This is a genomic window from Cyclobacterium sp. 1_MG-2023 (assembly GCF_030546805.1).
Classification (GTDB): domain Bacteria; phylum Bacteroidota; class Bacteroidia; order Cytophagales; family Cyclobacteriaceae; genus Cyclobacterium.
Window position 1 is genome coordinate 195,994 of the sequence record NZ_JAUOPC010000005.1, and the last position, 26,130, is coordinate 222,123.

Consider the following 26,130-nt stretch of genomic DNA (forward strand, 5'->3'; position numbering starts at 1 on the left):
AGCCCCACAGGTGTTACAAAACAGCGATACAAGAAATCTCCACCTGAACATCTTTTGGAAGGCGGCTTACCTCTACGGTTTCTCTGGCCGGTGGATTGGTCTTGAAATACTGTCCATAAGCCTCATTGATGGTAGAAAAATCAGCCATGTTTTTAACAAAAATACTACATTTCACCACGTTAGAGAAGGTAAGTCCCGAGGCCCTAAGAATGGCATCCAGATTCTTCATAACCGCATGGGTTTCTTCTGTAATATTGGCGTTAAGCAATTCACCGGAATCTGCATCGAGGGCAATTTGACCGGAAACAAATAGCATTCCATTGGCTTTTACAGCTTGACTGTATGGACCTATAGGAGCAGGAGCATCCGGGGAATTGACAATTTCTTTGGACATAATTTCTTAAGTTATTGATTTGAACACAAATTAAACTTTAATCGCTTAAATAATCAATTAACTTAAAAAAAAGCCACTAGTTGACAACCAATTTAAACCCTTCTCCATGCAGGGTAATGATTTGAACAGAGCCATCATTTTTAAGCAATTTCCTGATCTTACTTAGGTATACATCCATGCTTCTTGCATTAAAATAACTGTCGTCCCCCCAAATTTGCTTCAACGCAAAAGAACGACTCACATTTTCATTCAATGAAGAAGCCAATAAACGAAGCAGCTCATTTTCTTTGGAAGTAAGCTTATTCGTCCCCTCAGGTCCTTCCAGCAACTGTTTGTCATAATGCAGGGTAAAGTTGCCGAATACATAAGATTTCAAAGCTGTCTTTTCACCCTGACTATTGGTTCTTCTCAAAATAGCATTGATCCTCATCAGGAGCTCTTCCATGCTAAAAGGCTTGGTGATGTAATCGTCTGCACCAATCCGAAAGCCCTTGATAACATCTTCTTTCATGTTTTTTGCCGTTAGGTAAATAATAGGGATATTTTCTTCCACTTTTCTTATCTCCTTCCCTAAGGTGAAGCCATCCTTGACCGGCATCATTACATCTAGCAGACATAACTGGTAGTAATCTTTCTTGTATTTATTCCAGCCCTCTTCTCCATCCCTACATAAAATTACTTCAAAGCCTTTTACGCCTAAATATTCCTTCAATATATCTCCCAAGTTGGGATCATCTTCTACCAATAAAATTTTGATCTTGCTCATTTATTTTTGGGTAAGTTTATAGTAAACACGCTTCCCTGCCCGGGATCGCTATCTAACCTTATCGTTCCATTATGTGCTTCTACCATTGTTTTAACATAGGAAAGCCCTAATCCAAAACCTTTGACATCGTGCAAATTACCTGTTGGCACCCGGTAAAATTTGTCAAATATTTTTTTCTGCGCCTCTTTACTGATCCCAATTCCTCTATCACTTATGGACAAGGTAAAGTTTGTTTCCGTCTCCTCAACCTTTATTTTTATTATCGGAGCATCTTTGGAATATTTGGTGGCATTGTCTAGCAGATTGTTAAGGATATTGTTCAGGTGAAAAACATCCACTTCCAGTTGCCCTGTCAAAAGAGAATATTCTGTCGTTAAGGTACCTCCTCTATTTTCCACGAGCAATTCAAAATGCTTTTTGGTAGCTTCAATAAGTTCTTTTAAATCAACCTTCTCAATCTTAAGATTAAAATCATTTTTTTCAAGGGCAGCAGCTTGCAACACTTGCTCAACCTGCTTACCTAGCCTTATATTTTCATCCTTAATGATGTTCAAATACCTTTTGCGCAAAGCTTGCTCTCCAAATAAATCTGGATCCTGTAGGGCTTCTACAGCCAAACTTACGGTAGATATTGGTGTTTTAAACTCGTGGGTCATATTATTGATAAAGTCATTCTTTATTTCTGAAACCTTTTTCTGCCTGATAATCACCTTTATGGCATACACAAAGCAAACAATAATGATGCACATAAACACCAAAGAACTGCCCAATGGTAAAAACACTTGTTGCATCAGGTAATTTTGTTTTTTCGGAAAATAAATGACCAAATAATTCTCTACTCCCAAAAGGTCACTTGGGAACAACTCTGCTTTTATTCCTTGATTTTTAAGAAATTCCAAATCACTTACGTGGCCTATACCCACGATCTCGTTTTTATTACCAACGATCCCTAACTCAAAGGGTTGATCAATATTCCTATTGATTAATTGATCCCTGACTTCTTTTTTTACCATCGTGGTATCAAGTCTGTCGAGTACATGCTGATTCCCTTGGGCCAGCAATTGATGAATTACCACCTCTACCAATTCAATCTTCATATTGGCCTGAACAATACTTTCTGCCACATTTCGTGACACATTTAACTCCTCTATAATAAAATTCTGTCTACTGTTGGCATACTGTCTTTTGCTCATTTTCCTGTCCCTCTCACTTAGAAAATTCAGGTACCGTTCTTTTTCGGCAAGCAAAATTTCCAACTCATCCGGAGTAAAAAGACTGGAAGCCACCGATGGTGACATGTAAAAGTATTTTTCAATTTGGCTGAAAGTTTTGGGTTCCCCCTCTTTTGAAGCAACTAATTTCCTAAAGGTAGGGGATATTTGAGGCATAGGCTGATCAAAAAGCGAATCCAATACTGAAGGCCTGTTTACGGCCACTTTTCTCCTTCTTACTTGCAACTGTATAGGCTCTATGGGTTGCAGCAAAGCCTTTTGAAAAATCGTATCTCTGGCGAGGGAACTCAACAATATATCACTGGCTTCTCCTTTCTCTATACGGTCGGAAGTTGAGGAAAGTGCTTGATAAACATTTTGCTCAAAACGCTCTTCATTGATTTTAAGCACATTCCCTACCCAATAGAACTGAAAACCTATCAATCCTAAACTTGCTAGGGACATCAAGAAAACAATGATTTTGATACTCGTTTTTGACATATTACAAATCTAAATGATTAGCTCCTCTAAATCACTTCCTTAACTTTTTTTAACAGGTAAAACCTTAGCAAAATCCTATTTGGTATTATTTAATAACCCAAATTAATCAATCAAGATTCCGTTTTTTCAGGACTTATCTCTTTTACATTTTAACTTTACCATCCTTTATCTATCTTTGCTGGCTAAATCACAAGCGATGGAAATCAAAAACCAACAATATTGCATAGGGGAAATTCCCTTACTGAATATTGCCGAGAAATACGGTAGCCCTGTATATGTTTATGACGGGGAGAAAATCCTTCATCAGGTAGAAACTTTGAAAAAAGCTTTTGCTGATGTAAAGATGAAAATAAAATATGCTACCAAGGCACTTTCTAACATCAACATATTAAAGTTGATGAAAAAAGCCGGTACCGGGGTAGATGCTGTCTCCATAGAAGAGGTAAAGCTTTGCCTGCACGTAGGTTTCTCTCCTGAAGAGATCATGTACACTCCTAATTGTGTTGACTTTGAGGAAATCAAGGAGGCTGTAGCTTTTGGGGTTATGGTGAACATTGACAGTATTCCCATGCTTGAGCATTTTGGAACAGAATATGGAAATGATGTTCCCATTTGTATCCGTTTAAATCCACATATTTTAGCAGGCGGAAATGCAAAAATCTCTGTAGGCCATATTGATAGTAAGTTTGGTATTTCCATCCTTCAGTTAAAACACGTCATTAAAGTAGTTCAAGCCTATGATTTAAATGTTGTAGGCCTCCATGTACATACCGGTTCAGATATTCTTGATGCTGAAGTATTCTTACAAGGAGCAGAGATATTATTTGATGCCGCCAGAGAATTTAAGGATTTGGCATTTCTTGATTTTGGAGGAGGATTTAAGGTCGCCTATAAAAATGGTGACATCACCACCGATATTCAGGATGTAGGAAAAAAAGTTTCTGCCGCATTTAAAGCGTTCTGTAAAGAATATGGTAGGGAACTGGAAATATGGTTTGAACCGGGGAAATTTTTGGTAAGCGAATGCGGCTATTTACTCACCAAAGCCAATGTAGTAAAACCTACGCCGGCCACCACCTTTGTAGGTGTCAACTCAGGCCTCAATCATTTATTAAGGCCGATGATGTATGATGCCTACCATAGTGTGGTAAATATTTCAAAACTTGATGGCCCCGAAAGAGTCTACACCATTGTGGGTTATATCTGTGAAACAGATACCATTGCTGCAGACCGCAAAATCAAAGAGGTCAAAGAAGGAGACATCATAGCGATCAAAAATGCCGGAGCCTATGGATATAGCATGTCCTCCAATTACAATTCAAGGTTTAGGCCTGCCGAAGTTTTGATCCTTAACAAGAAAGATTACCTGATTCGAAAGAGAGAGAGCATGGATGATATACTCAAAAATCAAATTTCAATTGATTTTTAATAAAAAGGGGCAAAAATTTTTGCCCCTTTTTATTTTTTCACTTTTTGTTACTTTCCCCAAAATTCCCGATGGAAAATTCATTTTTCACTCCACCAAATAAAACTCCGTTTATCATACAATTTCACCCATTAAATTATTTTTAAATGCGATTTGTATATTCCAATTTAATTCTATTATTTATAGAAATATAACAGCAATTAAGGATTTCATTAAACTGTATTTCAATAACATAAAATAATATTTCAAAAATTGAATTACAAAAAATGACTTTCATAAAACAAATTACATTATCTGAAACAGTATTTTACTCAAATAATTGAGTAAAATATTAATCGGAAAAGAAAATTTTTACTAACTAACTATTAAACGATGATGGCGTCCAAAACAAAGGCAATTATGCAGGTCCATTTGGATCAAAGAAACAACGGGGGTATTGGAGAAGACCTTCTTGAATATGCGGAAACCTTAAGTGAAGCATTGGGAATGGATACTGTCAAAATCCATCAAGAAATGCAGAATGGTGATTTAAGCCATTTGATCGCAACTTTCAACAAATATTTCAGTGATTATATCGAATTACTTGACACTGATCAGGCAATTGATTTATAATTTCAGGTTGAAGATTGATTGAATTTGGTTCTCAACCTAAGAGAAATTTTTAAACTTTTATTTTTTTCATGCAAAAATAGCAAAATTATTAATCTACTTGAAATGGCTTTTTATTAAGCTAAAATCTTAAAACAGCAAAATCCATAATTAGAATCGACTAGCAGTTATGGAAAATCCAATGAAACTTCACCTTTCACTTCTCAGCATTTGCATATTGCAGTGACTGATTCGTTATGAGAAATTTTATGGGTAAACCAACTGTGATTTTGATCCATGAAAAACGGAATGGTGGGACAGATTAATCTGCATCGTGGCCTCTTGGATAATTGTTAGCTTTTGTCAGAATTCATTGACTAAAGGTATATGCTGTACGGTTATTTTTAATAAAAAATGCCCAATAAACTGGCCTTTTTTCGAATTAAATATTATATTTAATTCTACAAATAACCTAAAAAACCATGTATAGACATATTGATCGCTTCTTACAGTCCGATTTAAAACTGAATGAAGAACAAAAATTAAAATTATTGAAATCCTACATCAATGATTTGAAAAATGAACAAATAAAAAGGGGCTAAAAAGCCCCTTTTTATTTGTTCATTCTTTATTATTCTTCTTCATCAAGCCTACAGTTAGTTTATTCAAGGCATCCACCTTCTCCTCAAAATCACCTTTTAAAGTAGCTCTATACTTATTGATGTTTTCAACCATCTCATTGATATCCTCCGGAATTATTTCCTCAAAAAGTTGTCGCAACCTTTTGGCGGTAGTTGGGCTTTTCCCATTGGTGCTGATGCCAATTTTTATATTCCCTTTTGTTACAATTCCCCCAAGGTAAAAATCACAATACTCCGGGGTATCAGCTACGTTAACAAGCAGAAACCGCTTTTTGGCATCCCTATACACCTCCTTATTGACCTCCTTATCGTCGGTTGCCGCAATAACCAAGTGTTTCTCATTGAGATACTGCTCATTATAAGCATCTTTCACCAATATTATATTGGGATTGTTTTTGGCTATTTCAACAATTTCTTCCAAAAAGGCTATGGAAACAACAGTCACTTTAGCATTCGGACTTGATTTCAACAGAAAAGTTAATTTTTCCAATCCGACATTTCCACCACCAACCAATAAGGTTTGCAGTTGGTGCATCTTTAAGAAAACCGGATACAATTCATTCATCCTTAACTAATTCAGTTTATTTTCAAATACAACAGCTTCATAAACTGCTTTCAATTTCGGACTTTCTCGAACCACATCACCAATAATAATTATAGCAGGTGCCCCAACTTGATCGTCATGCGCTTTCTTTTCAATATTGGAAATAGTCCCTGCTACGATTTTTTCATCCCGGGTGGTCCCACGCTCTATGATAGCTATGGCCTTATCTGTATAGCCCTGTTCTTCATATATCCGCACAATCTCACCCAGCTTCTTTGTCCCCATTAAAAGGACAACCGTAGCTTTGGATTTACTAGCCAGCAACAAATCTCTTGACAATTCACCATTCGATGTGGTGCCTGTTATCACCCAATAGCTTTCTGAAACACCCCTTTTTGTAACAGGTATTCCTGCGGCTGCAGGAACGGCAACAGTGGAAGATATTCCGGGAACAACATCCACTTTAATACCGAACTGTTGGATATAATCCAATTCTTCCGCCCCTCTTCCAAAAACAAATGGATCCCCTCCTTTGAGCCTTACCACATGCCCAAATTTTTTGGCATAGTAAACACACATCCGGTTGGTTTCCTCCTGTGGATTTTTCTTGCTCCCATTTCGCTTGCCAACATAGATCCTTAGGGCCTTATCAGGTGCATGATTGAGCAAAGAGGTATCTATCAAGGCATCGTACAAAACTACGTCTGCCTTGTTAAGTGCCAAAATGCCTTTCAAAGTTATCAATTCCGGGTCACCGGGACCGGCACCTACCAGGGTAACCCTTGGTCTAATCTCATTCATCATGCATGTACTTCTTTAGCCCTGTAATCGTTTATTGCATCAAATACCTGTTCTGCAATTTTATAGTAAGCCAAAGCAAAGGTTTGTGACGGTTGATTTTCTTTGATTTTATAAACCAATTCAGAAAAAGAAGCAGGAAGATTAATCTTGCCACTTTCTGTAAAATGCTTGTCAAATTCATTGACGATATGGGCATAGCTATTGGTTTTGGCTCCTTCTGCAGTAAGTATGGCTTTGGCAGCGTTCATCATACTGGTATAAGTCTGATAGATACCGTCTGACCATTTTTCTGCTTTCAGACTATCTTCTGCCCCTGCCAATTTCTCTCTAGCTTCCAATAGCAAGGTAGACACCAAGTCAATCACAACTCCAGCACATTCACCTACACCGATGGCTTTTACATAGGCTTCATCGTTACCCCAGTCAATAAAGTCACTGTCTATGATATTATCTGTGCTGGCCAAAGGCTTCAGCATTTCATAGAAATACATTTGACCTTTTCTTTCATAATAAGCCGCATAGCTCTCATTATTCTCTGCCCCTGCCTTGAAATCGTTTAACAAGACACGCAAAGCTTCAGGACCTCTTTTACTAGGCACCTTGATTACTTTATCTGAAAATTTTCCCTGCCCATCTCCAAAGGTGGCGCCTCCCAACAATACCTGTAGTGCCGGCAAGACTGCCTTCCCTACTTTCATTGACATTCCTTGGAAGCCTATTGAAGCCATATTGTGCTGCCCACAGGCATTCATACAACCGGAAATTTTAATGGTCAGGTCTTTATTTAATAAAAACTCAGGATATTCATCCAAAATCACCTTTTCCATCACTGCTGCAGCACCGGTACTACTGGCAATACCTAAGTTACAAGTATCTGTACCCGGACAAGCTGTAATGTCTCCTACAGAATTGTAGCCATAGTCCACCATGCCTAATTTTTCCAACTCCTGATAAAAGAAAGGAATTAACTCTTCTTTCACATCTCTTATCAATAGGTTCTGACGAAGTGTAAACCTAATTTCATCACTGGCATATTTTTTCACCAAAGCAGCCAGTTGCCGGGCTTCTTTCAAATAAAAATCACCAAGATGAACCTTCACACCAATTGAAAAATAACCTTCTTGCTTCTGAGGCAATACATTGGTCAACTTCCAACGTCTGTAATTCTCATCCGTGGGTACAGTAAATTCAGGCATCTCCGGATTAGGCAAAACCCTTTCAGCTTCATATGCAGACACATCAATTGGGTAAGTTTGGAAAGGAAGGGCAAGCTTTTCCTCTTCTACCAATTTCAAAAACTCCTCAACCCCAAGATTGGTGATAAGGAATTTCATCCTGGCTTTCATCCTCTTCGCTCTTTCTCCATGTCTGTCAAAAATTCTAACTACCCCTTCAATAAATGGGATGATTTGATCGGTAGGCAAGAACTCATAAACAACATCACCATGTCTGGGCTGAGAACCTAATCCTCCACCCAACAATACTTTAAATCCTCTGATTTCTTCCCCATTTTCATGCTTCACTTTGGCAATAAAACCAAGATCATGTAGGTACGAAAGTGCAGTATCCTCATCTGAAGAGGAAAAACTTATTTTGAACTTCCTACCCATTTCCTGACTAATGGGATTCCTAAGCATGTACCTAAATGTAGCATCGGCATATGGCGTTACATCAAATGGCTCATTAGGATCTATCCCTGCCGTTTCTGAGGCAGTTACATTTCTAACAGTATTACCGCATGCTTCTCTAATGGTAACATCATCCTTATCCAATTCTGCCCATAGTTCAGGTGTACTGTCTATGCTGACATAATGTATTTGAATGTCCTGCCTTGTGGTGATATGCAACCTTCCTGTAGAGTACTTTTCAGAAACATCACAGATCCTGTTAAGCTTGCTGGAGGTCACTCTACCATAAGGCAGTTTAATACGTATCATTTGAACACCTTCTTGGCGTTGCCCATATATTCCACGAGCTAATCGAAGACTTCTAAATTTTTCATCATCAATTTTCCCATTTTTAAAAAGGGCTATTTTTTTCTCCAGTTCTAGAATATCTTGTTCTACTACCGGATTTTCTATTTCAGTTCTGAAACTTTGCATCTTAAATATTTTTCAGTTTTAGCTGTAACTAATTTAATTAGGAATTATTGGCAACGGCTCCCTGCTCATGCAGGCCACATTCTTTTTGAGAAGCTTCCCACCACCACCTTCCGGCGCGGGCATCTTCTCCCGGCGTAATCGCTCGGGTACATGGGGCACAACCAATACTGACAAATCCTTTGTCATGAAGGGTGTTGTAAGGAATCCCCTCTTCCTTGATATAACCCAACATTTCTTCCATGGACCAATGCAATAAAGGGTTGTACTTCAATATCTGATTCCCTTCATCCCATTCCAATAACTGCATGTTTTGGCGATTTGGACTTTGTTCTGCCCTAAGCCCGGTAATCCACACTTTATTCCCTTGCAATGCACGCTTCAAAGGCTCAACCTTCCTTACGTAACAACAAGACTTTCTGTTTTCTACCGACTGATAGAACCCATTGATTCCATTGCTACTAACCAAGTCCTCTACTGCAGCTGTATTGGGGTAGTAAGGCTTGATCGATACTCCGTATTTGACAATCGTTTTGGACCACAAGTCATAGGTTTCATAAAATAACCTTCCTGTATCCAAGGTAAAGATTTCAATTGGAAGCTTATTTTTAGCTATTTTCTGAGTTATCACTTGATCTTCCTGACCAAAGGATGTGGAGAATATAACCTCATTAGGGAATAGGTCTACCAAAAGCCCCATAGTCTCTTCAATGGATAATTTTTCTATCCTTTGAATAAGTTCTTTAATTTCACTTGCTTCAATCATATTACATCGTTTTGCTGAAGGTGATTGTGGGTTAGAAAATCACCTTTTCCCCGGCCATGACTTACACAGTCTTCCGGAAACACAAAAGTACACAAAACCTACAAATATTATAGAGTAAATGGTAAAAAATTATTCCCGCTCCAAAATATCTTGTAAGGTTTTCATTTCTAATATTTTAAGGGTCTCATCTCTCACCTCTGCCATTACCATATTTAGCCCACATTTCTCCTGACTGGCGCATTCCTCACAGGGTTCATAGTAGTTCAAGCTAACACAAGGCAACAAAGCAATGGGACCATCAAGCAGTCGTATTACCTTAGACAAAGGGATTTCATTGGGAAGTTTGATTAGGTAATAGCCTCCTCCTTTGCCTTTCTTGCTGCCCAGCAAACCTGCTTTCTTCAATTCAAGTAGAATATTTTCTAAAAACTTGTGGGATATATTGTGGTGGGTAGAGATTTCTTGAATTGGAACAGCTCCCTGGTCTTTATGTTTACCCAAATAGGTCAAAGCATGAAAAGCATATTTTGTTTTTTTTGATAGCATGGGTTTTGTAAAGGTTTGCTTAACGTTAAACCGGAAAAAAGCAGCAAAGATTCATTCTCTTGCATTACTCACCGAAGGTCTCCTTGACTAATTCAACTTAAAGATAATCACTTTCCAATAAAAATTTAATTTCTTAGGTTTGATTATAACAATTTGAAAAATAAATGGGCATAAATAAAAAACAAGCGCCTGAAATTAACCAAGCGCTTGTCTCATTATAATAAGGAAGAAAATCAGAATATTAGATCAAATCTACACTTCGTTTAACAAAGGCTGTCAAGGCTTTGCCTGTCAACAATCCCTGAGAAACCAAAGCCAGGTCGAATGCTTGCTTGGCAAGTTTCAATTGTGCTTCTTCATCTTCAGTTTTCAAAATTTTATCTATTACCGGGTGGTTCCCGTTGATTCCCACTTTATAATTGTCCGGCATGGCTCCATAAAAGCCCATTCCACCACCATTTTGAGCCATGTCTTTCATCCTACGCATAAATTCATCCATGGTAATGGTCACTGGCATTTCCTCCGGACTTGCGCCCTCTACTTCTACCGAATAAGATTGATTGGCAATGGATTTTTCAAAAATCTCTTTTACTTTCTTGGATTGATCTTCGCTCAATAGGTTTTCATAGCCACCTTCTTTTTCAATAAGCTTATCCACCACATCAGCATCCACCCTCTTCAAACTAGTGTTTTCCAGCTTGCTTTCAATGTTTTGGATAAAATGACTGTCTATTGGTGAATCCATCAACAACACATCATAATCCTTTTTATTAGCAGACTGAATAAAAGTATCTTGCTTGTCTGCATCTGTTGCATACAGGTAAACCAATTTGTCATCTTTCCCCGTCTGTAGAGGCTTTACTTTTTCTTGGTATTCGTCCAAGGTAAAATATTCCCCATTGGTATTGTTCAGCAAGACAAAATCTTTGGCTTTCTCATAGAATTTGTCTTCTGAGATCATGCCATATTTCACAAAAAGGCCAATGTCCTTCCATTTGTCTTCATAAACTTTCCTGTCTTTTTTATAAAGCTCTCCTAGTTTATCGGCTACTTTCTTGGTAATGTAGTTGTTGATTTTCTTAACATTACTATCTGCCTGTAAGAAACTTCTAGATACATTCAGTGGTATATCTGGTGAGTCTATTACCCCATGAAGCAACATCAAAAATTCAGGCACAATGTCTTTTACTTCATCCGTAATAAATACCTGACGACTAAAAAGTTTGATTTTATTCCTTTGAAGCTCAAAGTCATTCTTTACCTTAGGGAAATACAATACTCCGGTAAGGTTAAAAGGATAATCTACATTCAAGTGAATCCAAAAAAGTGGGTCTTCACTCATTGGATACAGCTCCTTATAAAACTTCAGGTAATCTTCATCGGTAAGCTCACTAGGGGATTGGGTCCAAATAGGATCGGTTGTATTGATAATATTGTCAACCTCCACCGATTTCCATTTCTTCTCTCCTTTATCATCCACACCATCCTCTACACTTTCCGTCTTGGTCTCAAATCGAATCGGTACAGGTAAGAATTTAGCATACTTGTCTAAAATCCCCTGAAGCTTGAATTTATCCAGAAATTCTTCCGATTCGCTATTAATATTTAAGGTAATCTCTGTACCTCTTTCTGTCCTAGTCCCGGGGGAAATTTCAAACTCAGTACTTCCATCACAGGTCCATTTGGCAGGTTCTGCACCCTCTTGATAAGACAATGAGTCTATCTCAACGGTATCGGCCACCATGAATGCAGAATAAAAACCCAAACCAAACTTACCAATGATCTCATTGGCATCCTTGGCATCCTTGAATTTTTCCACAAATTCGGAAGCACCCGAAAAGGCGATCTGATTGATGTACTTTTTGATTTCCTCGGCCGTCATACCCAAGCCACGGTCAGTAATTTTGATCCACTTTTTATCCTTATCAAAACTTACATCTATGGTTAAGTCTCCTAACTCACCTTTGTACTGACCCAAAGTAGCCAATCTTTTGATTTTCTGTGTAGCATCCACTGAATTGGACACCAACTCTCTTAAAAAGATTTCATTATCAGAATACAAGAACTTCTTGATAATGGGGAAAATATTTTCGGTATGAATCGAAATTGTACCTTTTTCCTGCATGGTATTTTTTATTTTTATTTAAACAATGTCAATTATTTCGACTCGCTTAAATCAAGACTTGTTCCAAACTCACTTTAATGTCAAATTGTCAGTGCTTGCTTGGAGACTGATGTAAAATCAAGGCTTAGGGGTTAAATTTAATACTTGTCTAATTTATAGACTCCGTTTACAGTAATTTAAGAAAAGGAATGAAAATATTTTAGTATTATGCCTTTCCATCAAACCCAATTGAGCATGCGTTCCACTATTCTCTTAATCCTAATGAACCTGACATTGTTTCTAGGAAGCTGTCAAAGCGAAGCCCAGAAGACCGACAATTCAAAAAAAATGCAGCTTTGGTACACTTCTCCTGCCGATGAATGGCTTGAAGCACTACCTATAGGCAATGGGAGATTAGGCGCCATGATTTTTGGTGGGGTGAAGGAGGAACAAATTCAGCTCAATGAAGAAAGCCTTTGGGCAGGAATGCCGGAAGACCCTTACCCCGAGGATATACAACAGCATTATGCAGCCTTCCAAAAATTGAACCTAGAAGGTAAATACGAAGAAGCTTTAAATTACGGCATGGAACATTTGGCTGTATCGCCGACTTCCATTCGGTCTTATGAACCCCTTGGGGAATTGCATATTACTTTTGACCATCAAAAATCTCCTGAAAATTACCGCAGGACCCTAGACATGGAAACCGGCATTGTATCTTCCACCTACACTATTGATGGGAAAAGATACCTACGGGAAGCATTTTCTTCTGACAAATACAATGTAATTTTTTATCGTTTTGAAAGTTTGGATGGAGAGCCGATCAACAGTACCATTCGTTTTGATCGAGAAAAAGACATTGTTCAAAGCATAGGAGAAGGCGAAATACTATTTGTGGATGGTCAGGTATTTGACGACCCTAATGGTTATGATGACAATGTAGACGGCTCAGGTGAACCCGGCTTGCACATGAAATTCGCCTCTCAAATAACGGCAACTTTGGATAATGGCAGCATCAGTGGAATGGAGAACACCCTCAAGATCGAAAACAGCACAGGGTATACGGTTATTATCAGTGCAGCAACGGATTATAATTTAGCCAAGCTGAACTTTGACAGAAACATTGATGCAAAAGACAAGGCCTTAAAAACACTAGTTGGAGCCCTGGAAACTGCTTATAACACAGCTAAAGAGGCGCATACTGCAGCACACAGTGAAATGTTTAACCGGGTAGCCCTATCTTTAGGAAGCCCACTTCAGGACACTATTCCTACTGACAAACGACTAGATCAGGTGCGAGAAGGCACCAATGACAATCACATTACGGAATTGTTTTTTCAATACGGCAGGTATCTATTGATGGGCAGTACTGTCAATAGGGCCATACTACCTGCCAATTTACAAGGCATCTGGAACAAGGAGATGTGGGCTCCCTGGGAGTCAGACTTCCACCTGAACATCAACTTGCAAATGAACTACTGGCCTGCTGATCAGACCAACTTGTCCGAGGCCTTTGTTCCTTTGTCCAATTTCATGGAGAAACTGGCAAAAAATGGGGAGACAACTGCAGAAAAATATATTGGATCCTCCGGATGGATGGCCCACCATGTTAGCAATCCTTTTGGAAGAACTACTCCATCCGGATCAACCAAGGACTCTCAAATGACCAATGGCTATTCCAACCCACTTGCCGGAGCATGGATGTCCCTCTCCTTGTGGAGGCATTATGAGTTCACGCAAGACCAAGACTATTTAGAGCAAACTGCTTACCCTGTCCTGGCTGGTGCCGCACAATTTATTTTGGACTTCCTAAAGGAGAATGAAAAAGGTGAATTGGTCACCTCCCCTTCTTACTCTCCGGAAAATGCCTATATAGATCCAAATACAGGTAAAGCCACAAAAAACACTACGGCAGCCAGCATGGACATCCAAATCATCAATGACATCTTTAATGCCTGCATGAAAGCAGAGGAAATCATTGGTAACAAGCAATTGACTACAGCCATAGAAGAGGCGTCAAGGAAATTACCTCCAATCAAAATCGGGGGAAATGGTACCCTTCAGGAATGGTACGAGGACTATGAAGAAGTGGAACCCGGCCACCGACACATGTCTCATCTGTATGCCTTGTATCCTTCCAACCAAATTACACAGGCTACACCTGAATTATTTAAAGCAGCAGAGAAAACCATTGAAAGGCGATTGACTTACGGTGGTGCGGGACAAACGGGCTGGAGCAGGGCCTGGATCATCAATTTCTTTGCTCGCTTGCAAAAAGGAGAAGAAGGACTTGAACATATACATGAAATGATGGCCACTCAATTGTCTCCCAATATGTTTGACTTGCTGGGTAAAATTTTCCAGATCGAAGGCAATTTTGGTGCAACCGCAGGCATAGCCGAAATCCTAGTACAGTCACATGAAGAAGGAATTATCCGATTACTACCAGCCCTACCTCAAGCCTGGAACAAAGGTGAGGTAAAAGGGCTCAAGGCCAGGGGCAACTTTGAAATAAGCATGGAATGGGAAGATGGTAAACTTAAAAAAGCAGCGATTCTGTCCATTTCCGGTGGCAAGACAAAGGTTGTATGTCAGGGCAAGGAATGGGAAATAGACCTTGAAAAAGGAGCTTCACAAGGGCTTTTATAAATTTAAATAAATTGTAAGATCTGAGGGTGATATCGTTCCAACCAGTTAAACTTCATTTTAGAACAGCCAAAGAAGCCTATAGGGCTTCAACAACAATAACCGTGCGGTGTCAACCCACGGTAAAACGAAATATATCGCCAATCGATTTTGGCGGTATTGTTGCTTTTTTTCTGCAACAATACTGACAAAATCATAACGTCGCTTTCCTAAATAAAAACTAAATCCTAATCAATACGCAAAACAAAAACCCCGGCAGGGGTGACATGATTATAGCCGGTGGCATCAGCTACCGGAATGGTGAATAAAACGCCAATTGATTTTGGCGGCATTGTTGATTTTTTCTGCAACAATGCTGACAAAATCATAACCTATGAGATAGCTAAACGTTTCTTATTGGAAAATTCAGAATGTATTATCCCATTTAATCATTATTGCAAAAGAACCTAAATCCATGAATACGGACACAAATAAGAAAAACGCCATCAGCTTTTACAAAACTGCCTACCTCGGGAAGCCAAAAGAGGCGGTAGAAAAATATGTGGGTAAGGAATACATTCAACACAACCCCGCAGTAGCCAATGGCACACAAGGTTTTATTGATTATTTTGATAAAATGCAGCGAGAATACCCCGATAAATCCATCGAATTTTTACGTTGTATTGCTGAGGGTGATCTGGTAGCCCTTCATACCCGGCAGATCTGGCCAGGAAATGACCAATACGTCACCATGGACTTTTTCAGATTTGATGAGGCCGGAAAAATCTGCGAACACTGGGATGCCATCCAACAAGTACCTACCGATGCAGCCAATAACAATAGCATGTTTTAGTCTTGTAGTTGGTTTGCAGTAATTGAATATTTCATATCTTTCACTTATAAATTCCCTTTAAATACGAAGGAGTAGATGCAATCTACTTATAGCAGGGGAAGACCTCCTACTGATTTACTATCACCGGTGAGATCGTATAAGACTGGTTTTGCAATTGCTTAATTAATCCACATTCGTACATCAAATGACTTAAGCCTACTGCAATGAAACAATTGTTCGAGTCAAGCAATTTGACAATGTCACTCATCCATTTATTATTCCTATCGGTAAGCAGTAAGTTATTGCTACAAGGCAGATTGAATTGATAATCAATTTCCATTTGCTTGTACCATTCTGTTTCCTCACAGTAATTGTTATTTCGACTCTTGATTTTTGCAATAATATTTGACAGCCTTCTTTTATGTACTTTTCGTGGCATGCCTTCAACGTCTTTATTGATAAGTTCTATTTGCTCTTCCGTTGTTTCAAGACCAAACAGTTTTGCATTATGCTCCTTGGCTTTTAGGGCTATATAGTCATCTAAGGTAAGGGAAGGATCAGTTTGGTCTTTTGACAGACAAACTTGTTGATTAAAATACCTGTTCAGGAAAACATACATTTCTGTTGGTGTCATTTTATAAAAATTGGTTGGACTGGAAGCGAACAAGTTTTTAACAAAAGCAAGCTCATCTTTTTTCAAGTATTTGGACCATTTGGTCTTGACTGTTCTCCTATTGATTATGTCTTCTGCCAAATGCCCTGAAATATTCAAGTTTTCTTTTATCAGCACTTCACTAGCTAATAAAGCTTGGTGGACATTATATAAAGTGTCGAAGAAGGATTTTCCAAATGCATGGTGGGTACCAAAAAGATAAGAAACCTTGTTCGAATGGCTAGAAGTGACTTTAAATAACACCGTATTCAAGGTGTCGACACCTATTTTATTTTCATCCTGAGCCCAAACAAATTGACAAGAAATAAGCTGAAGATAAAACAGCATGATAACTGTCCGACTCAATTTGCCTCCCATATTATTTTTTTGTCATTATTCTCGTTTAGTAAAACCAAATAGGGCTTGGGTGTGCTTCCATCAAAAATCAATTTAGAAGAAAACAACAGCTTTTCATTGCCCAAAAAAGCTACCCAATGTGGGGTAAGAAGTGCTGCTTGTTGGTAGATGTTTTTTTCTTTTTTGATTTTTCTACAAGTTCAAATGACCTTTTTCCCCAATACGCCAAAAGCAATGTGCATTATGGAAATCGGCATCGAAAATTTGATTTCTATTTAGGGGTGCCTCCTCCACTTCATCTTCTGTTAATTTGGGCCAATGTTCCAAAATAACACCGTTTTGTTGTGTTAAATAACAATCATTCTCAGTCAATATTAGGATGTTATTGTTTTCTACTGCCCTTATTCTCTTTATGGCTTGATCCAACTTAAAACAAGTTGAAGGTTCCCCCCTTTTTTTAAACGATATATTTCAGGGTATTTACCAAATACCATTTGATTGTCGGAAAGCATAAAAAAACCACCTTCTCCAATTCGCCAATTTATTCCCAATATTAACTATTGATAACTAAGACATTAACCTATTTAAACATAATAAAAATGAAAAAAATATCCAAATAATTTACTGTCAAACCTAGGCCAAGTAAATAAAGGAGAATTTAATCTGCATTATGTAATAGGATTCGTAATAGCAGCGAAGTGATTGCTTTTGAAGTGATTCCATCAGGTAATAGAAGGTTTATTGCATATTTCGGTTTAAAAATTGACTTGACCAATAAAATGCAATACGGCATGTTCTGCCCAAAAAAAAAATGCCTGACTTTAAGCCAGGCATTTCCAATACAATAAACTAATTATAAGAATTATTTTGCATCAACAATTTCAAGGATAGGTTGACCAGTAGCTCCGTTTGGAAGCCTGGTTTTTAACATCATGGATAAAGTTGGGGCAATATCTGTAATGGTCGCATACCTGCTACTGCTACCCGGTTTTACACCCCAACCATAAAATACAATTGGTACATTGGTATCATAGGTAAAACCTGTGCCATGTGTAGTACCCTTTCCTGCATTGGCAAGCCAAGCAGGTTCCATAACCACCATCACATCCCCGGAGGCCTTGTGATTGTAACCCATTTGCAATAAATGTTTCAAGCCGGTGGTAAATTCTTGGTTGCGCATCGTTTCGCCGGTATAAGTCTCCTTAATCCCATCAAAGGTCAGCAAGTAATTTGCAATCTCAGACTGAACCTCAGCCAGCGAAAGCCCTTTTTCTGCAATCAACTCTCTGTTAAGGAATATTTGCTGATTGGAGAAATTGGAAATCCAGTCTCCTTCTCCATATTTTTCTTTGATAAAGTTATCCAAACCGGTAGTCAAAGCTTTGGTATCCAAGCTTCCTGCTGTTATGCGCTCACTTTTCATATAGTTAACCACATCTGCAACCCCGTGATCAGCAGTAAGGAAAACCAAGTATTGGCCTTTACCTATTTCTTTGTCCAAATAATCAAAAAATTTGGCTAGGTCTCTGTCTAGACGCAGGTAATTGTCTTCCACCTCTATGGCTTGAGGACCAAATCTATGGCCAATATAATCCGGAGTAGAAAAGCTTACAGCCAAAAAGTCAGTTTCACCTCGCTGCCCCAATTCTTCGCCTTGAATGGCTGCCATGGCCATGTCTACAGTGAAAGTATTGCCATAAGGGGTAGAACTGATCATACCCAAGCCCCCATTGTCCTTCTGCAATTTTTTCAAATCATATGGAAATGTAGGTCTGGCTTTTCCCTTAAAAGGTGATTCAAATTCATTGTCATCTGACGCCCCCTGGATATAGGTTTCTATTGGAAAAAGCGTTTCCCAGGTCTGGTCAAGGTATTTTGCAGCCAACTTTCGCTCATTAAAACTTTTTACCCATGCAGGCAATTCCTCATAGTAATAATCTGAGGTCATAAAATTACCGGTACCGCCATCAAACCAATAGGCATCCCCTAAATGCCCTGCAGGCAAGGCTGCTCCTCGGTCCTTAATGGCTACGCCTACGACCTTGGATCTTTTACCTGTGGCAAACCTCAACTCATCTGTAATGGTAGTTGTGAGTAAGTTTCTGGGAGATATTTCCCCCTTACTTGCACTTCCTCCAACAGCTGAAACAGTACTATCTTCGGCACAATAAATATCATCATCCATCGCACGTATGTACCAGTTATTGCCAATGATACCGTGAGTAGCAGGAGTAGTACCAGTATATACGGAAGCGTGGCCCGGACCGGTATAGGTAGGGATATAATTGTAATGACCGTTCTGCATCATGAAACCATCATGCATCAATCGCTTTAATCCTCCTTCAACATATCGGTCGTGGAACCTGTAAAAATATTCCTGTCGCATTTGATCCACAACAATTCCTACCACTAACTTAGGTCGCTCTACTTCCCTAGCGGAATATTCTTGAGCAAAACTGAATTGGGAAAACAATAAGCATCCCAAGATTATCAATCTTTTCATATGGTCTATAATTTAAAATTTCGCGTGTAAATATACCTTTTCATAAACCCAAAGTGAGGAATATGCATCACAAATGCGTAAAATTGGGATAAACGGAAAATAAAAGTTTTAAACCTTAACAATTAGTCTTTGTTCTTCAAATCTCCATTTTTGATGGATTTGATAAACTGTGCCCAAGCAAATGGATTAAGCAAAGGTAAGGGTCTAGGTCCGTAGCGATCCATTGTTTGTTGCGTTTGCTGGTTGGTAAATTGTCTGAAATTCTCATTGCCCGAGGCAGGCATTTCAGCTGCCCAACGCAAGAGCAATTGAGGACTAAGATTCCCTCTATTTAAAGGAGGTTCAGCATCTACATTTACAGCTAAAATTGCATTTTTAAACTCTTCTTCCGTAGGGTAAGGCATCACCTGAACTTCCTCAAGGGCAATTTCATCTTGCACCATGGTAAGTATATAACTCACCTCGTCCTTTTCAATGTCTTCGGGTATGGTTACTGTTTGTCTTTTTAAGCCAATATAAGAAAAGACAATGCTATCTCCGGCAAGCACCGGCATTGAAAAATAGCCGAACCTATTACTACTTGTCCCTCTACCTTTTTTTGGCACATAGATATTTACGCCGGGAATGGCAGTCGTACTGTCTGCATTCAGAATGATTCCTGAAAACTGAATTATTTTTTTATCATTGGTTTCCTGAGAAAAGACATCTCTTGAATTTCCCAAAAGCCCCAATAAAACAACAAATGATAGGATTAGTCTTTGTCTCACTTTTACAATTTTACTCGAGGTATATCCCCCGATATATTAACAAGAAATTTCTGACTATTTGTAATTAGCCCAATGAATTTACGATATTAAGTGAATTACCTTTGAATTCATTAACTTCAAAGCGATTTATTTGTTAAAGTTAATTAAATGCGGTTAAAAAACATAAGTTTAAACTATGGAATGCGGGTCTTTAAAGCCCTTTCCGAAGAAGCCCGGGTTAGAATACTCCACTTGCTCATGCAAAATGAAGAATTATGTATTTCAGATCTCGAGCATATTTTAGAATTCACCCAAACCAAAACAAGCCGACATGTCACTTATTTGAAAAATGCAGGTTTGATTGGCAGTAGAAAAAAAGACCAATGGACATTTTATTATGTTTTGGATGAAGCTCATGAGATTCTAAACCAAATTTTAAAATTCATTAAAAAAGATCAAAACCTTCTACGTGACCAGGAGGTTTATGAGATATTGCATTCCAATAGGGAATTGGCCATCAATAAAATTGAAAACAACCCTTATAGAAAATAACAATTAGTGAAAAAATACAGCCATCTACTATTTGACCTTGACCATACCTTATGGGATTATGACAGCAATGTCAGGGATTCCCTATTGGAGCTATTTGCCAATTATGAATTGGGAAAACTGGGCAATCCTAGCTTTGAATTGTTTTTTGAGGCCTTTCAACTAACCAATCACAATCTCTGGGAGCAATTTAACCGGGGTTTGGTAGACAAAGATCAACTTAGGGCCATGCGTTTTAAGCAGGTTTTCACCAGGGCCAAACTGCCGGTAACTAAAATCCCAAAAGGCTTAGAGGAAGAGTTTATTTTGCGAACATCCTCCAAACCAAAAGTAATGGATCAGGCTTTTGAAATCCTGGACTACCTGAAAACCAAATATCAATTGCATATCATTACCAACGGTTTTAATCTAAGTCAATACAATAAACTCAAATCTTCCAAATTGGATGCTTATTTTGACTTAGTTGTAACTTCTGAAAATTCTGGTTTTAGAAAGCCTGACAAAAGGATTTTTGAACATACTTTGATTCAATTAAAAGCCAATGCCCGGCAATGCCTGATGATTGGAGACAATCCTTTATCAGATATTCAAGGTGCACAAAATGCCAAAATCGATCAGGTTTATTACAATCCCCTAAATACAAAAATCACAATTCAGCCAACATTCACAATAAAGCACCTATCAGAGCTTGGAAATATTCTATAAGCACATCAATTCTTTAAAGCGAGTGATAATTTGTATATTTGATTTATAACCACATTATTAATCAACTTCTGTGTGAGGGAAAAAAGTCGAATGACAAAGAATCAAAGGATTGTTCTCTCATAACCGGAGTAAAAATACCATACAACTATGCTTAAAGGCTTTTTTAATGTTCCGGAACCAAAAAATGAACCCGTAAAAAATTATGCACCCGGATCTGAAGAGAGGGCATCTTTACAAAATGCCCTAAAAACAGCGAGAAACCAAGAGGTGGACATACCGATGTATATCGGTAGTGAAGAAGTGAAAACCGGAAACACCACCGCCATATACCCTCCACATGACAGAGCCCATAAAATCGGTCAATTTCATTCGGGAGATAAAGAGCATGTTACTCAAGCCATCAATGCAGCCCTAGGCGCCAAGTCGGCTTGGGAAAACATGCAATGGGAACAAAGGGCAGCCATATTTCTAAAGATTGCTGATTTACTGGCCGGTCCATACCGTGATAAAATCAATGCAGCCACCATGCTTGGCCAATCAAAAAATGCCTTTCAGGCCGAAATAGATGCGGCCTGTGAATTGATAGATTTTCTTAGGTTCAATGTCAAATTCATGACAGAAATCTATGCCCAGCAACCTCCAATTAGTGGGGATGGTGTTTGGAATAGGCTGGAGCAAAGACCTTTGGAAGGATTTGTTTTTGCGATTACTCCTTTCAATTTTACGGCCATTGCTGGTAATTTACCCACAGCTCCGGCCATGATGGGAAATACCGTGATTTGGAAACCCGCCGAAACTCAGATTTACTCTGCCAGGGTTTTGATGGAGGTATTTAAGGAGGCAGGCCTTCCCGATGGTGTAATCAACCTGATCTATGTAAATGGTCCTGATGCAGGGGATGTTGTTTTCTCTCACCCTGATTTTGCCGGGCTACATTTCACCGGATCTACAGGAGTGTTCCAATCCCTCTGGAAAATAATTGGAAATAACATATCTAAATACAAAACCTATCCCAGGATTGTCGGAGAAACAGGCGGCAAAGACTTTGTAATCGCCCATAAATCCGCTAATCCAAAAACTGTAGCTACAGCCTTGAGTCGTGGAGCTTTTGAGTTTCAGGGACAGAAATGTAGTGCTGCATCAAGAGCCTATATTCCTTCTAACCTTTGGGAGCCTGTCAAAGAGCACCTATTGGCTGACCTTGCTTCCATGAAAATGGGAGGAACAGAAGATTTTGGTAATTTCATCAATGCTGTAATCGATGAAAAAGCGTTTGATAAAATAAGTGCTTATATAGAAGATGCCAAAACAGCAGCAAATGTAGAAATACTTGCCGGAGGTAATTGTGACAAAACCAAAGGATTCTATATTGAGCCTACGGTAATTTTGGTGCAAGACCCCCTGTATAAAACCATGGTGGAAGAAATTTTCGGACCTGTATTGACCCTATATATCTATCAGGAAGATCATTTTGAAGAAGCACTGGAACTGGTAGATCAAAGTTCCCCATATGCCCTTACAGGAGCCATCTTTTCCAAAGACAGGTATGCCATTGAATTGGCTACATCCAAACTCCGACATGCTGCAGGAAACTTTTACATCAATGACAAACCTACTGGAGCGGTAGTGGGGCAACAACCATTTGGTGGATCCAGGGCTTCCGGAACCAATGACAAGGCAGGGTCAATGATCAATTTGCTTCGTTGGGTTTCTCCAAGAACAATCAAAGAAACCTTTGTAAGCGCCAGCGACTATAGGTATCCATTCTTGGGCGCTGACAAGGAATAGTCTAGCGAAGCTCGTTTATTAAGTAGGACCACAGTTGCATTGGCTATTTTCTTTCAGGGTGCCTAGGCCTAATCTAAAATCCAATCAATGGTGAACTGATAATTTATTGGCTTAAACAATACCTACAGAAAAGGCAATATTGCTGACAATATTGCCTTTTCTGTTACCATATCTCTTTCAGGGAATAAAGTTTATTCTTTGTCTCGAAACCTTTCAGTTGAAGGTCAGTATAGGCTGCTGTAGGAAACACTAAGGCAGTCATAACAAGTGCTCCGTCATTGACAAAAACTTCAATGGAAGCCCTATCCAAGTAGATGTCAATATCATTTACCTCTAAATCCTTCAATGGAGCTTCAATAATGGAAGCAAATTCTTCATTGAAGTCGGTCAAGCCTGACTTGGTTCTGTCAATGAATAATTTTCCTTCTTTTTTTCCTATAACCAGCATTTCCCCAGACCCATTTTTAAAGGTTGCCGAAAAATCACTTTCTTTTGGTTTAAGGGCTATTTCAAGCAATTCATGTTCAAGTGCTATATTCTCTCCTTCTAATGAAGCACTTTGACCCCTCAATTGTTCTAACTCCTCCACCGGCTTGGATGCTATCCATAATTCATTCTTATTTTCATACAAAGACAAGGTTCTTGGAACGGTCATTGCCGAACGCCAAACCTTGGTGGGCACTACCTGCGCATAATTCCAATTACTCATCCACCCAATAAATAGGGTACGTCCATCTGATGCGGGAATATTTGACCAGGTTACTCCTGCATAATTGTCGGTACCATGATCGAGCCATTTGACTTCCTTCTGATTGGTGGTAAAAGTTTGCCCATCAAAATCACCGACAAAATACTGCGTTGCGGATCCTCCATTTGGTCCACCTGGATTAATGCTTACCAATAAAACCCACTTTCCTTTTCCATCTTGAGTTTTCAAAGGAAACAAATCAGGACATTCCCAAACTCCTCCATACGCAGCCCATTCGGGATTAAAATCACTCATGTGGGACCATTCGATAAGGTTTGGTGAGGAATAAAAGCTTATTTTGTCCTTCACGGCCAGTGACATGATCCATTTTTCCTTTCCTTCGACTACGACCTTCCTCACCTTGGGATCCCTAAAATCTTTTATCCCCGGATTGGCAAGAACTGGGTTTGCTTTGTATTTTTCCCAAGACCTCCCATTGTCTAAACTGTAAGCTATACCTTGGGTCTGAAAATCAATCCTTCCGGCATCTCCTTTTATATTATCATGATAAGTGTAGATCGCAACTAACGGAGGGGCTTCTTGGGTACCAAGTCCGCTACTATTTTCACTATCCAAAACTGCAGAACCGGAAAAAATCCACCCAAGGCTGTCCGGCGCTATGGCAACAGGTAAGTTTTCCCATTCTACGAGGTTTTTAGAAACGGCATGTCCCCAATGCATGGGACCCCAGACATTGCTATCCGGATAATATTGGTAAAAAAGGTGGTATTCTCCTTTGTGAAAGACCATTCCATTGGGGTCATTCATCCAGTTGGCAGGTGGACTAAAGTGAAATTGTGGTCTATAAGCTTCCTTGTAGGTCCCCATTTGATCGGCCAAGTCATCCATTTTTTTCACTTGAGAAGTACAAGAAAAACCTATCAGTGAAATTAGAAAAAATACAAGTGCCTGTTTACTAAGATTCATAGAGATCTATTTTTATTTATTCCATCTCATCTCTTTCTTTGACTCCATGCAAGACAATCCTAAAAGAAGTGCCTTTACCTAATTCAGAAGTGTTGACAAAGATACGCCCATTATGATAGCCTTCGATAATCCGTTTGGCCAAGGTCAAACCCAAGCCCCAACCTCTTTTTCTGGTAGTAAAACCGGGATTAAAAACCTTGGTAAACATCTTCTTCTCTATACCTTTTCCGGTATCAGCTATATCAATAAACACAAATTGCTCACTTTCTTTGACGATATTAATGCGAATTGCACCTTGACCTTTCATGGCGTCTACTGCATTTTTACAAATATTTTCTACCACCCATTCAAATAAGGACCTATTCATTTGGGCATAAATATTTTCTGCATGAGAATTAAGCTCAATGCTGACTTTATTGGAAATTCTTGGTCTTAAATAATTGATAGCGTCCCCTACTACTTGGTATACGTTTTCGGGTTTTATAACTGGTGTACTTCCTATATTACTAAACCGCTCAGTTACCACGGTCAATTTATTAACATCTTTCTCAATTTCTAGGATCACTTCCTTGTTTTCATCAAATACAGGAGAATTTCGGAGGTAGTCTATCCAAGCCATGAGTGAGGCCAAAGGGGTGCCTAATTGATGAGCTGTTTCCTTGGTCAAACCTGCCCATAATCTATTCTGCTCAGCTACTTTACTTTGATTCAGGAATGCATACGCAAGAAGTCCAAACACCAAAATTACAGAGAGCTGTACATAGGGATAGTATTGCAATCTTGTGAGTAAGTCTGAATTCCTATAATAAATAAAAACATCATCTGAGAGACTGATCGGTTCATACAAGGCCTTCATGGATTCTAACTCACCTAATAAATAGTCCCTAATTTCGTCTTCCGTGCTATTTGAAGGGAAATTGATGTTTTTATATTCCATTGGCTCTCCAGCGGCATTCACCGTAATTACCGGAATGGATTTATTTTCTTGAATAATTACCTGAAAAACAAAGGTCAGGTTGTCAGAATTTACGGAGGCATATTCCAATGCTTCTGCGTACAAGTCTACTTGGCGTTTTTCACGAATTTTAAGCTCTTCAACTAGGGTATTGGTATACCATATTGAACCCAAGCCTATAACAACGGAAAAAACAAATATGGCCCATTTTACTTTTTCCCTGTTCTGATAGAGGTCTAAGGAGGCAAGGTCTTGGAATTTTTTCTTCATTGCAATTTGATGTTCCCGAACTTAAGTAAGTTCATAATGAGAAACAATATAAAGCGCGCATTATTGCCTAGAAAGGCAGAAAATTC

Annotated in this window: 22 protein-coding genes; 7 read left to right on the plus strand and 15 right to left on the minus strand. The window is 38.9% G+C overall.

All coding sequences use genetic code 11. The features are described 5' to 3' along the window. Positions 1 to 13 precede the first annotated feature (13 nt). From Q4534_RS09520 to Q4534_RS09530, 3 genes are all read right to left on the minus strand, one after another. Positions 14 to 394: a RidA family protein gene (locus tag Q4534_RS09520; RefSeq protein ID WP_303612940.1), complete on the minus strand. Its 381-nt coding sequence runs from the start codon at positions 392 to 394 to the stop codon at positions 14 to 16. Positions 395 to 470: 76 nt separating this feature from the next. Next, entirely contained in the window at positions 471 to 1,160 is a 690-nt protein-coding gene (locus Q4534_RS09525; protein ID WP_303612941.1) for a response regulator transcription factor, read from the minus strand. Beyond that, the gene (locus Q4534_RS09530; RefSeq protein WP_303612942.1) at positions 1,157 to 2,872 is read right to left on the minus strand and encodes a sensor histidine kinase KdpD; all 1,716 of its coding nucleotides are present in this window, start codon (positions 2,870 to 2,872) and stop codon (positions 1,157 to 1,159) included. Before Q4534_RS09530 ends, Q4534_RS09525 begins: the two co-directional genes overlap by 4 nt. Positions 2,873 to 3,068: 196 nt before the next feature. On the opposite strand from Q4534_RS09530, the gene lysA reads away from it, so the two are divergent. Both lysA and Q4534_RS09540 read left to right on the plus strand, forming a co-directional pair. Further along, the gene (gene lysA / locus Q4534_RS09535) at positions 3,069 to 4,301 is read left to right on the plus strand and encodes a diaminopimelate decarboxylase (protein WP_303612943.1); all 1,233 of its coding nucleotides are present in this window, start codon (positions 3,069 to 3,071) and stop codon (positions 4,299 to 4,301) included. A gap of 369 nt (positions 4,302 to 4,670) precedes the next feature. Beyond that, positions 4,671 to 4,910, plus strand: coding sequence for a hypothetical protein (locus tag Q4534_RS09540; protein ID WP_014019116.1), 240 nt, complete (start codon positions 4,671 to 4,673; stop codon positions 4,908 to 4,910). 597 nt (positions 4,911 to 5,507) lie between these two features. Here Q4534_RS09540 and Q4534_RS09545 read toward each other — a convergent pair. The 6 genes from Q4534_RS09545 to htpG all read right to left on the minus strand — a co-directional run bounded on the left by Q4534_RS09545 (position 5,508) and on the right by htpG (position 12,408). Continuing rightward, positions 5,508 to 6,092, minus strand: coding sequence for a bifunctional precorrin-2 dehydrogenase/sirohydrochlorin ferrochelatase (locus Q4534_RS09545; protein ID WP_303612944.1), 585 nt, complete (start codon positions 6,090 to 6,092; stop codon positions 5,508 to 5,510). 6 nt (positions 6,093 to 6,098) lie between these two features. Beyond that, entirely contained in the window at positions 6,099 to 6,875 is a 777-nt protein-coding gene (gene cobA / locus Q4534_RS09550; RefSeq protein WP_303612945.1) for a uroporphyrinogen-III C-methyltransferase, read from the minus strand. Continuing rightward, positions 6,872 to 8,974, minus strand: coding sequence for a nitrite reductase (locus Q4534_RS09555; protein ID WP_303612946.1), 2,103 nt, complete (start codon positions 8,972 to 8,974; stop codon positions 6,872 to 6,874). Before Q4534_RS09555 ends, cobA begins: the two co-directional genes overlap by 4 nt. A gap of 37 nt (positions 8,975 to 9,011) precedes the next feature. Next, a complete protein-coding gene (locus Q4534_RS09560; protein ID WP_303612947.1) occupies positions 9,012 to 9,737 on the minus strand; it encodes a phosphoadenylyl-sulfate reductase in 726 nt (241 codons plus the stop codon). Positions 9,738 to 9,866: 129 nt separating this feature from the next. After that, complete coding sequence (locus Q4534_RS09565) at positions 9,867 to 10,283, minus strand: Rrf2 family transcriptional regulator (RefSeq protein ID WP_014019122.1); 417 nt, start codon at positions 10,281 to 10,283, stop codon at positions 9,867 to 9,869. 241 nt (positions 10,284 to 10,524) lie between these two features. Further along, positions 10,525 to 12,408 carry a molecular chaperone HtpG gene (gene htpG, locus Q4534_RS09570; protein ID WP_303612948.1) on the minus strand — a complete coding sequence of 628 codons (1,884 nt, stop codon included), beginning with the start codon at positions 12,406 to 12,408 and terminating at the stop codon, positions 10,525 to 10,527. Between the two features lie 234 nt (positions 12,409 to 12,642). Here htpG and Q4534_RS09575 point away from each other — a divergent pair, with 234 nt between their 5' ends. Together Q4534_RS09575 and Q4534_RS09580 are read left to right on the plus strand one after the other, a co-directional pair. Next, positions 12,643 to 15,036 (plus strand): glycoside hydrolase family 95 protein, encoded by a 2,394-nt coding sequence (locus Q4534_RS09575; RefSeq protein WP_303612949.1) that lies wholly within the window; start codon positions 12,643 to 12,645, stop codon positions 15,034 to 15,036. A gap of 451 nt (positions 15,037 to 15,487) precedes the next feature. Then, positions 15,488 to 15,865: an ester cyclase gene (locus Q4534_RS09580; protein WP_303612950.1), complete on the plus strand. Its 378-nt coding sequence runs from the start codon at positions 15,488 to 15,490 to the stop codon at positions 15,863 to 15,865. 106 nt (positions 15,866 to 15,971) lie between these two features. On the opposite strand, the gene Q4534_RS09585 is transcribed toward Q4534_RS09580, so the two are convergent. From Q4534_RS09585 to Q4534_RS09600, 4 genes are all read right to left on the minus strand, one after another. Next, the gene (locus Q4534_RS09585; RefSeq protein ID WP_303612951.1) at positions 15,972 to 16,874 is read right to left on the minus strand and encodes a TraB/GumN family protein; all 903 of its coding nucleotides are present in this window, start codon (positions 16,872 to 16,874) and stop codon (positions 15,972 to 15,974) included. A 171-nt stretch (positions 16,875 to 17,045) separates the two neighbouring features. Next, a complete protein-coding gene (locus Q4534_RS09590; protein ID WP_303612952.1) occupies positions 17,046 to 17,279 on the minus strand; it encodes a hypothetical protein in 234 nt (77 codons plus the stop codon). Between the two features lie 436 nt (positions 17,280 to 17,715). After that, positions 17,716 to 19,356 (minus strand): alkaline phosphatase PafA, encoded by a 1,641-nt coding sequence (gene pafA / locus Q4534_RS09595; RefSeq protein ID WP_303612953.1) that lies wholly within the window; start codon positions 19,354 to 19,356, stop codon positions 17,716 to 17,718. 122 nt (positions 19,357 to 19,478) lie between these two features. Next, complete coding sequence (locus Q4534_RS09600; protein ID WP_303612954.1) at positions 19,479 to 20,123, minus strand: carboxypeptidase-like regulatory domain-containing protein; 645 nt, start codon at positions 20,121 to 20,123, stop codon at positions 19,479 to 19,481. Between the two features lie 147 nt (positions 20,124 to 20,270). Here Q4534_RS09600 and Q4534_RS09605 point away from each other — a divergent pair, with 147 nt between their 5' ends. From Q4534_RS09605 to pruA, 3 genes are all read left to right on the plus strand, one after another. Next, a complete protein-coding gene (locus Q4534_RS09605; RefSeq protein ID WP_014019128.1) occupies positions 20,271 to 20,654 on the plus strand; it encodes a metalloregulator ArsR/SmtB family transcription factor in 384 nt (127 codons plus the stop codon). A gap of 6 nt (positions 20,655 to 20,660) precedes the next feature. Beyond that, entirely contained in the window at positions 20,661 to 21,356 is a 696-nt protein-coding gene (locus tag Q4534_RS09610; RefSeq protein WP_303612955.1) for a YjjG family noncanonical pyrimidine nucleotidase, read from the plus strand. Between the two features lie 147 nt (positions 21,357 to 21,503). Continuing rightward, positions 21,504 to 23,144, plus strand: coding sequence for an L-glutamate gamma-semialdehyde dehydrogenase (gene pruA / locus Q4534_RS09615; protein WP_303612956.1), 1,641 nt, complete (start codon positions 21,504 to 21,506; stop codon positions 23,142 to 23,144). A gap of 163 nt (positions 23,145 to 23,307) precedes the next feature. On the opposite strand, the gene Q4534_RS09620 is transcribed toward pruA, so the two are convergent. Then, positions 23,308 to 24,819, minus strand: a complete 1,512-nt coding sequence (locus tag Q4534_RS09620) for a glycoside hydrolase family 32 protein (RefSeq protein WP_303612957.1) — start codon at positions 24,817 to 24,819, stop codon at positions 23,308 to 23,310. Positions 24,820 to 24,835: 16 nt separating this feature from the next. After that, entirely contained in the window at positions 24,836 to 26,044 is a 1,209-nt protein-coding gene (locus tag Q4534_RS09625) for a HAMP domain-containing sensor histidine kinase (RefSeq protein ID WP_303612958.1), read from the minus strand. Positions 26,045 to 26,130: the final 86 nt, after the last annotated feature.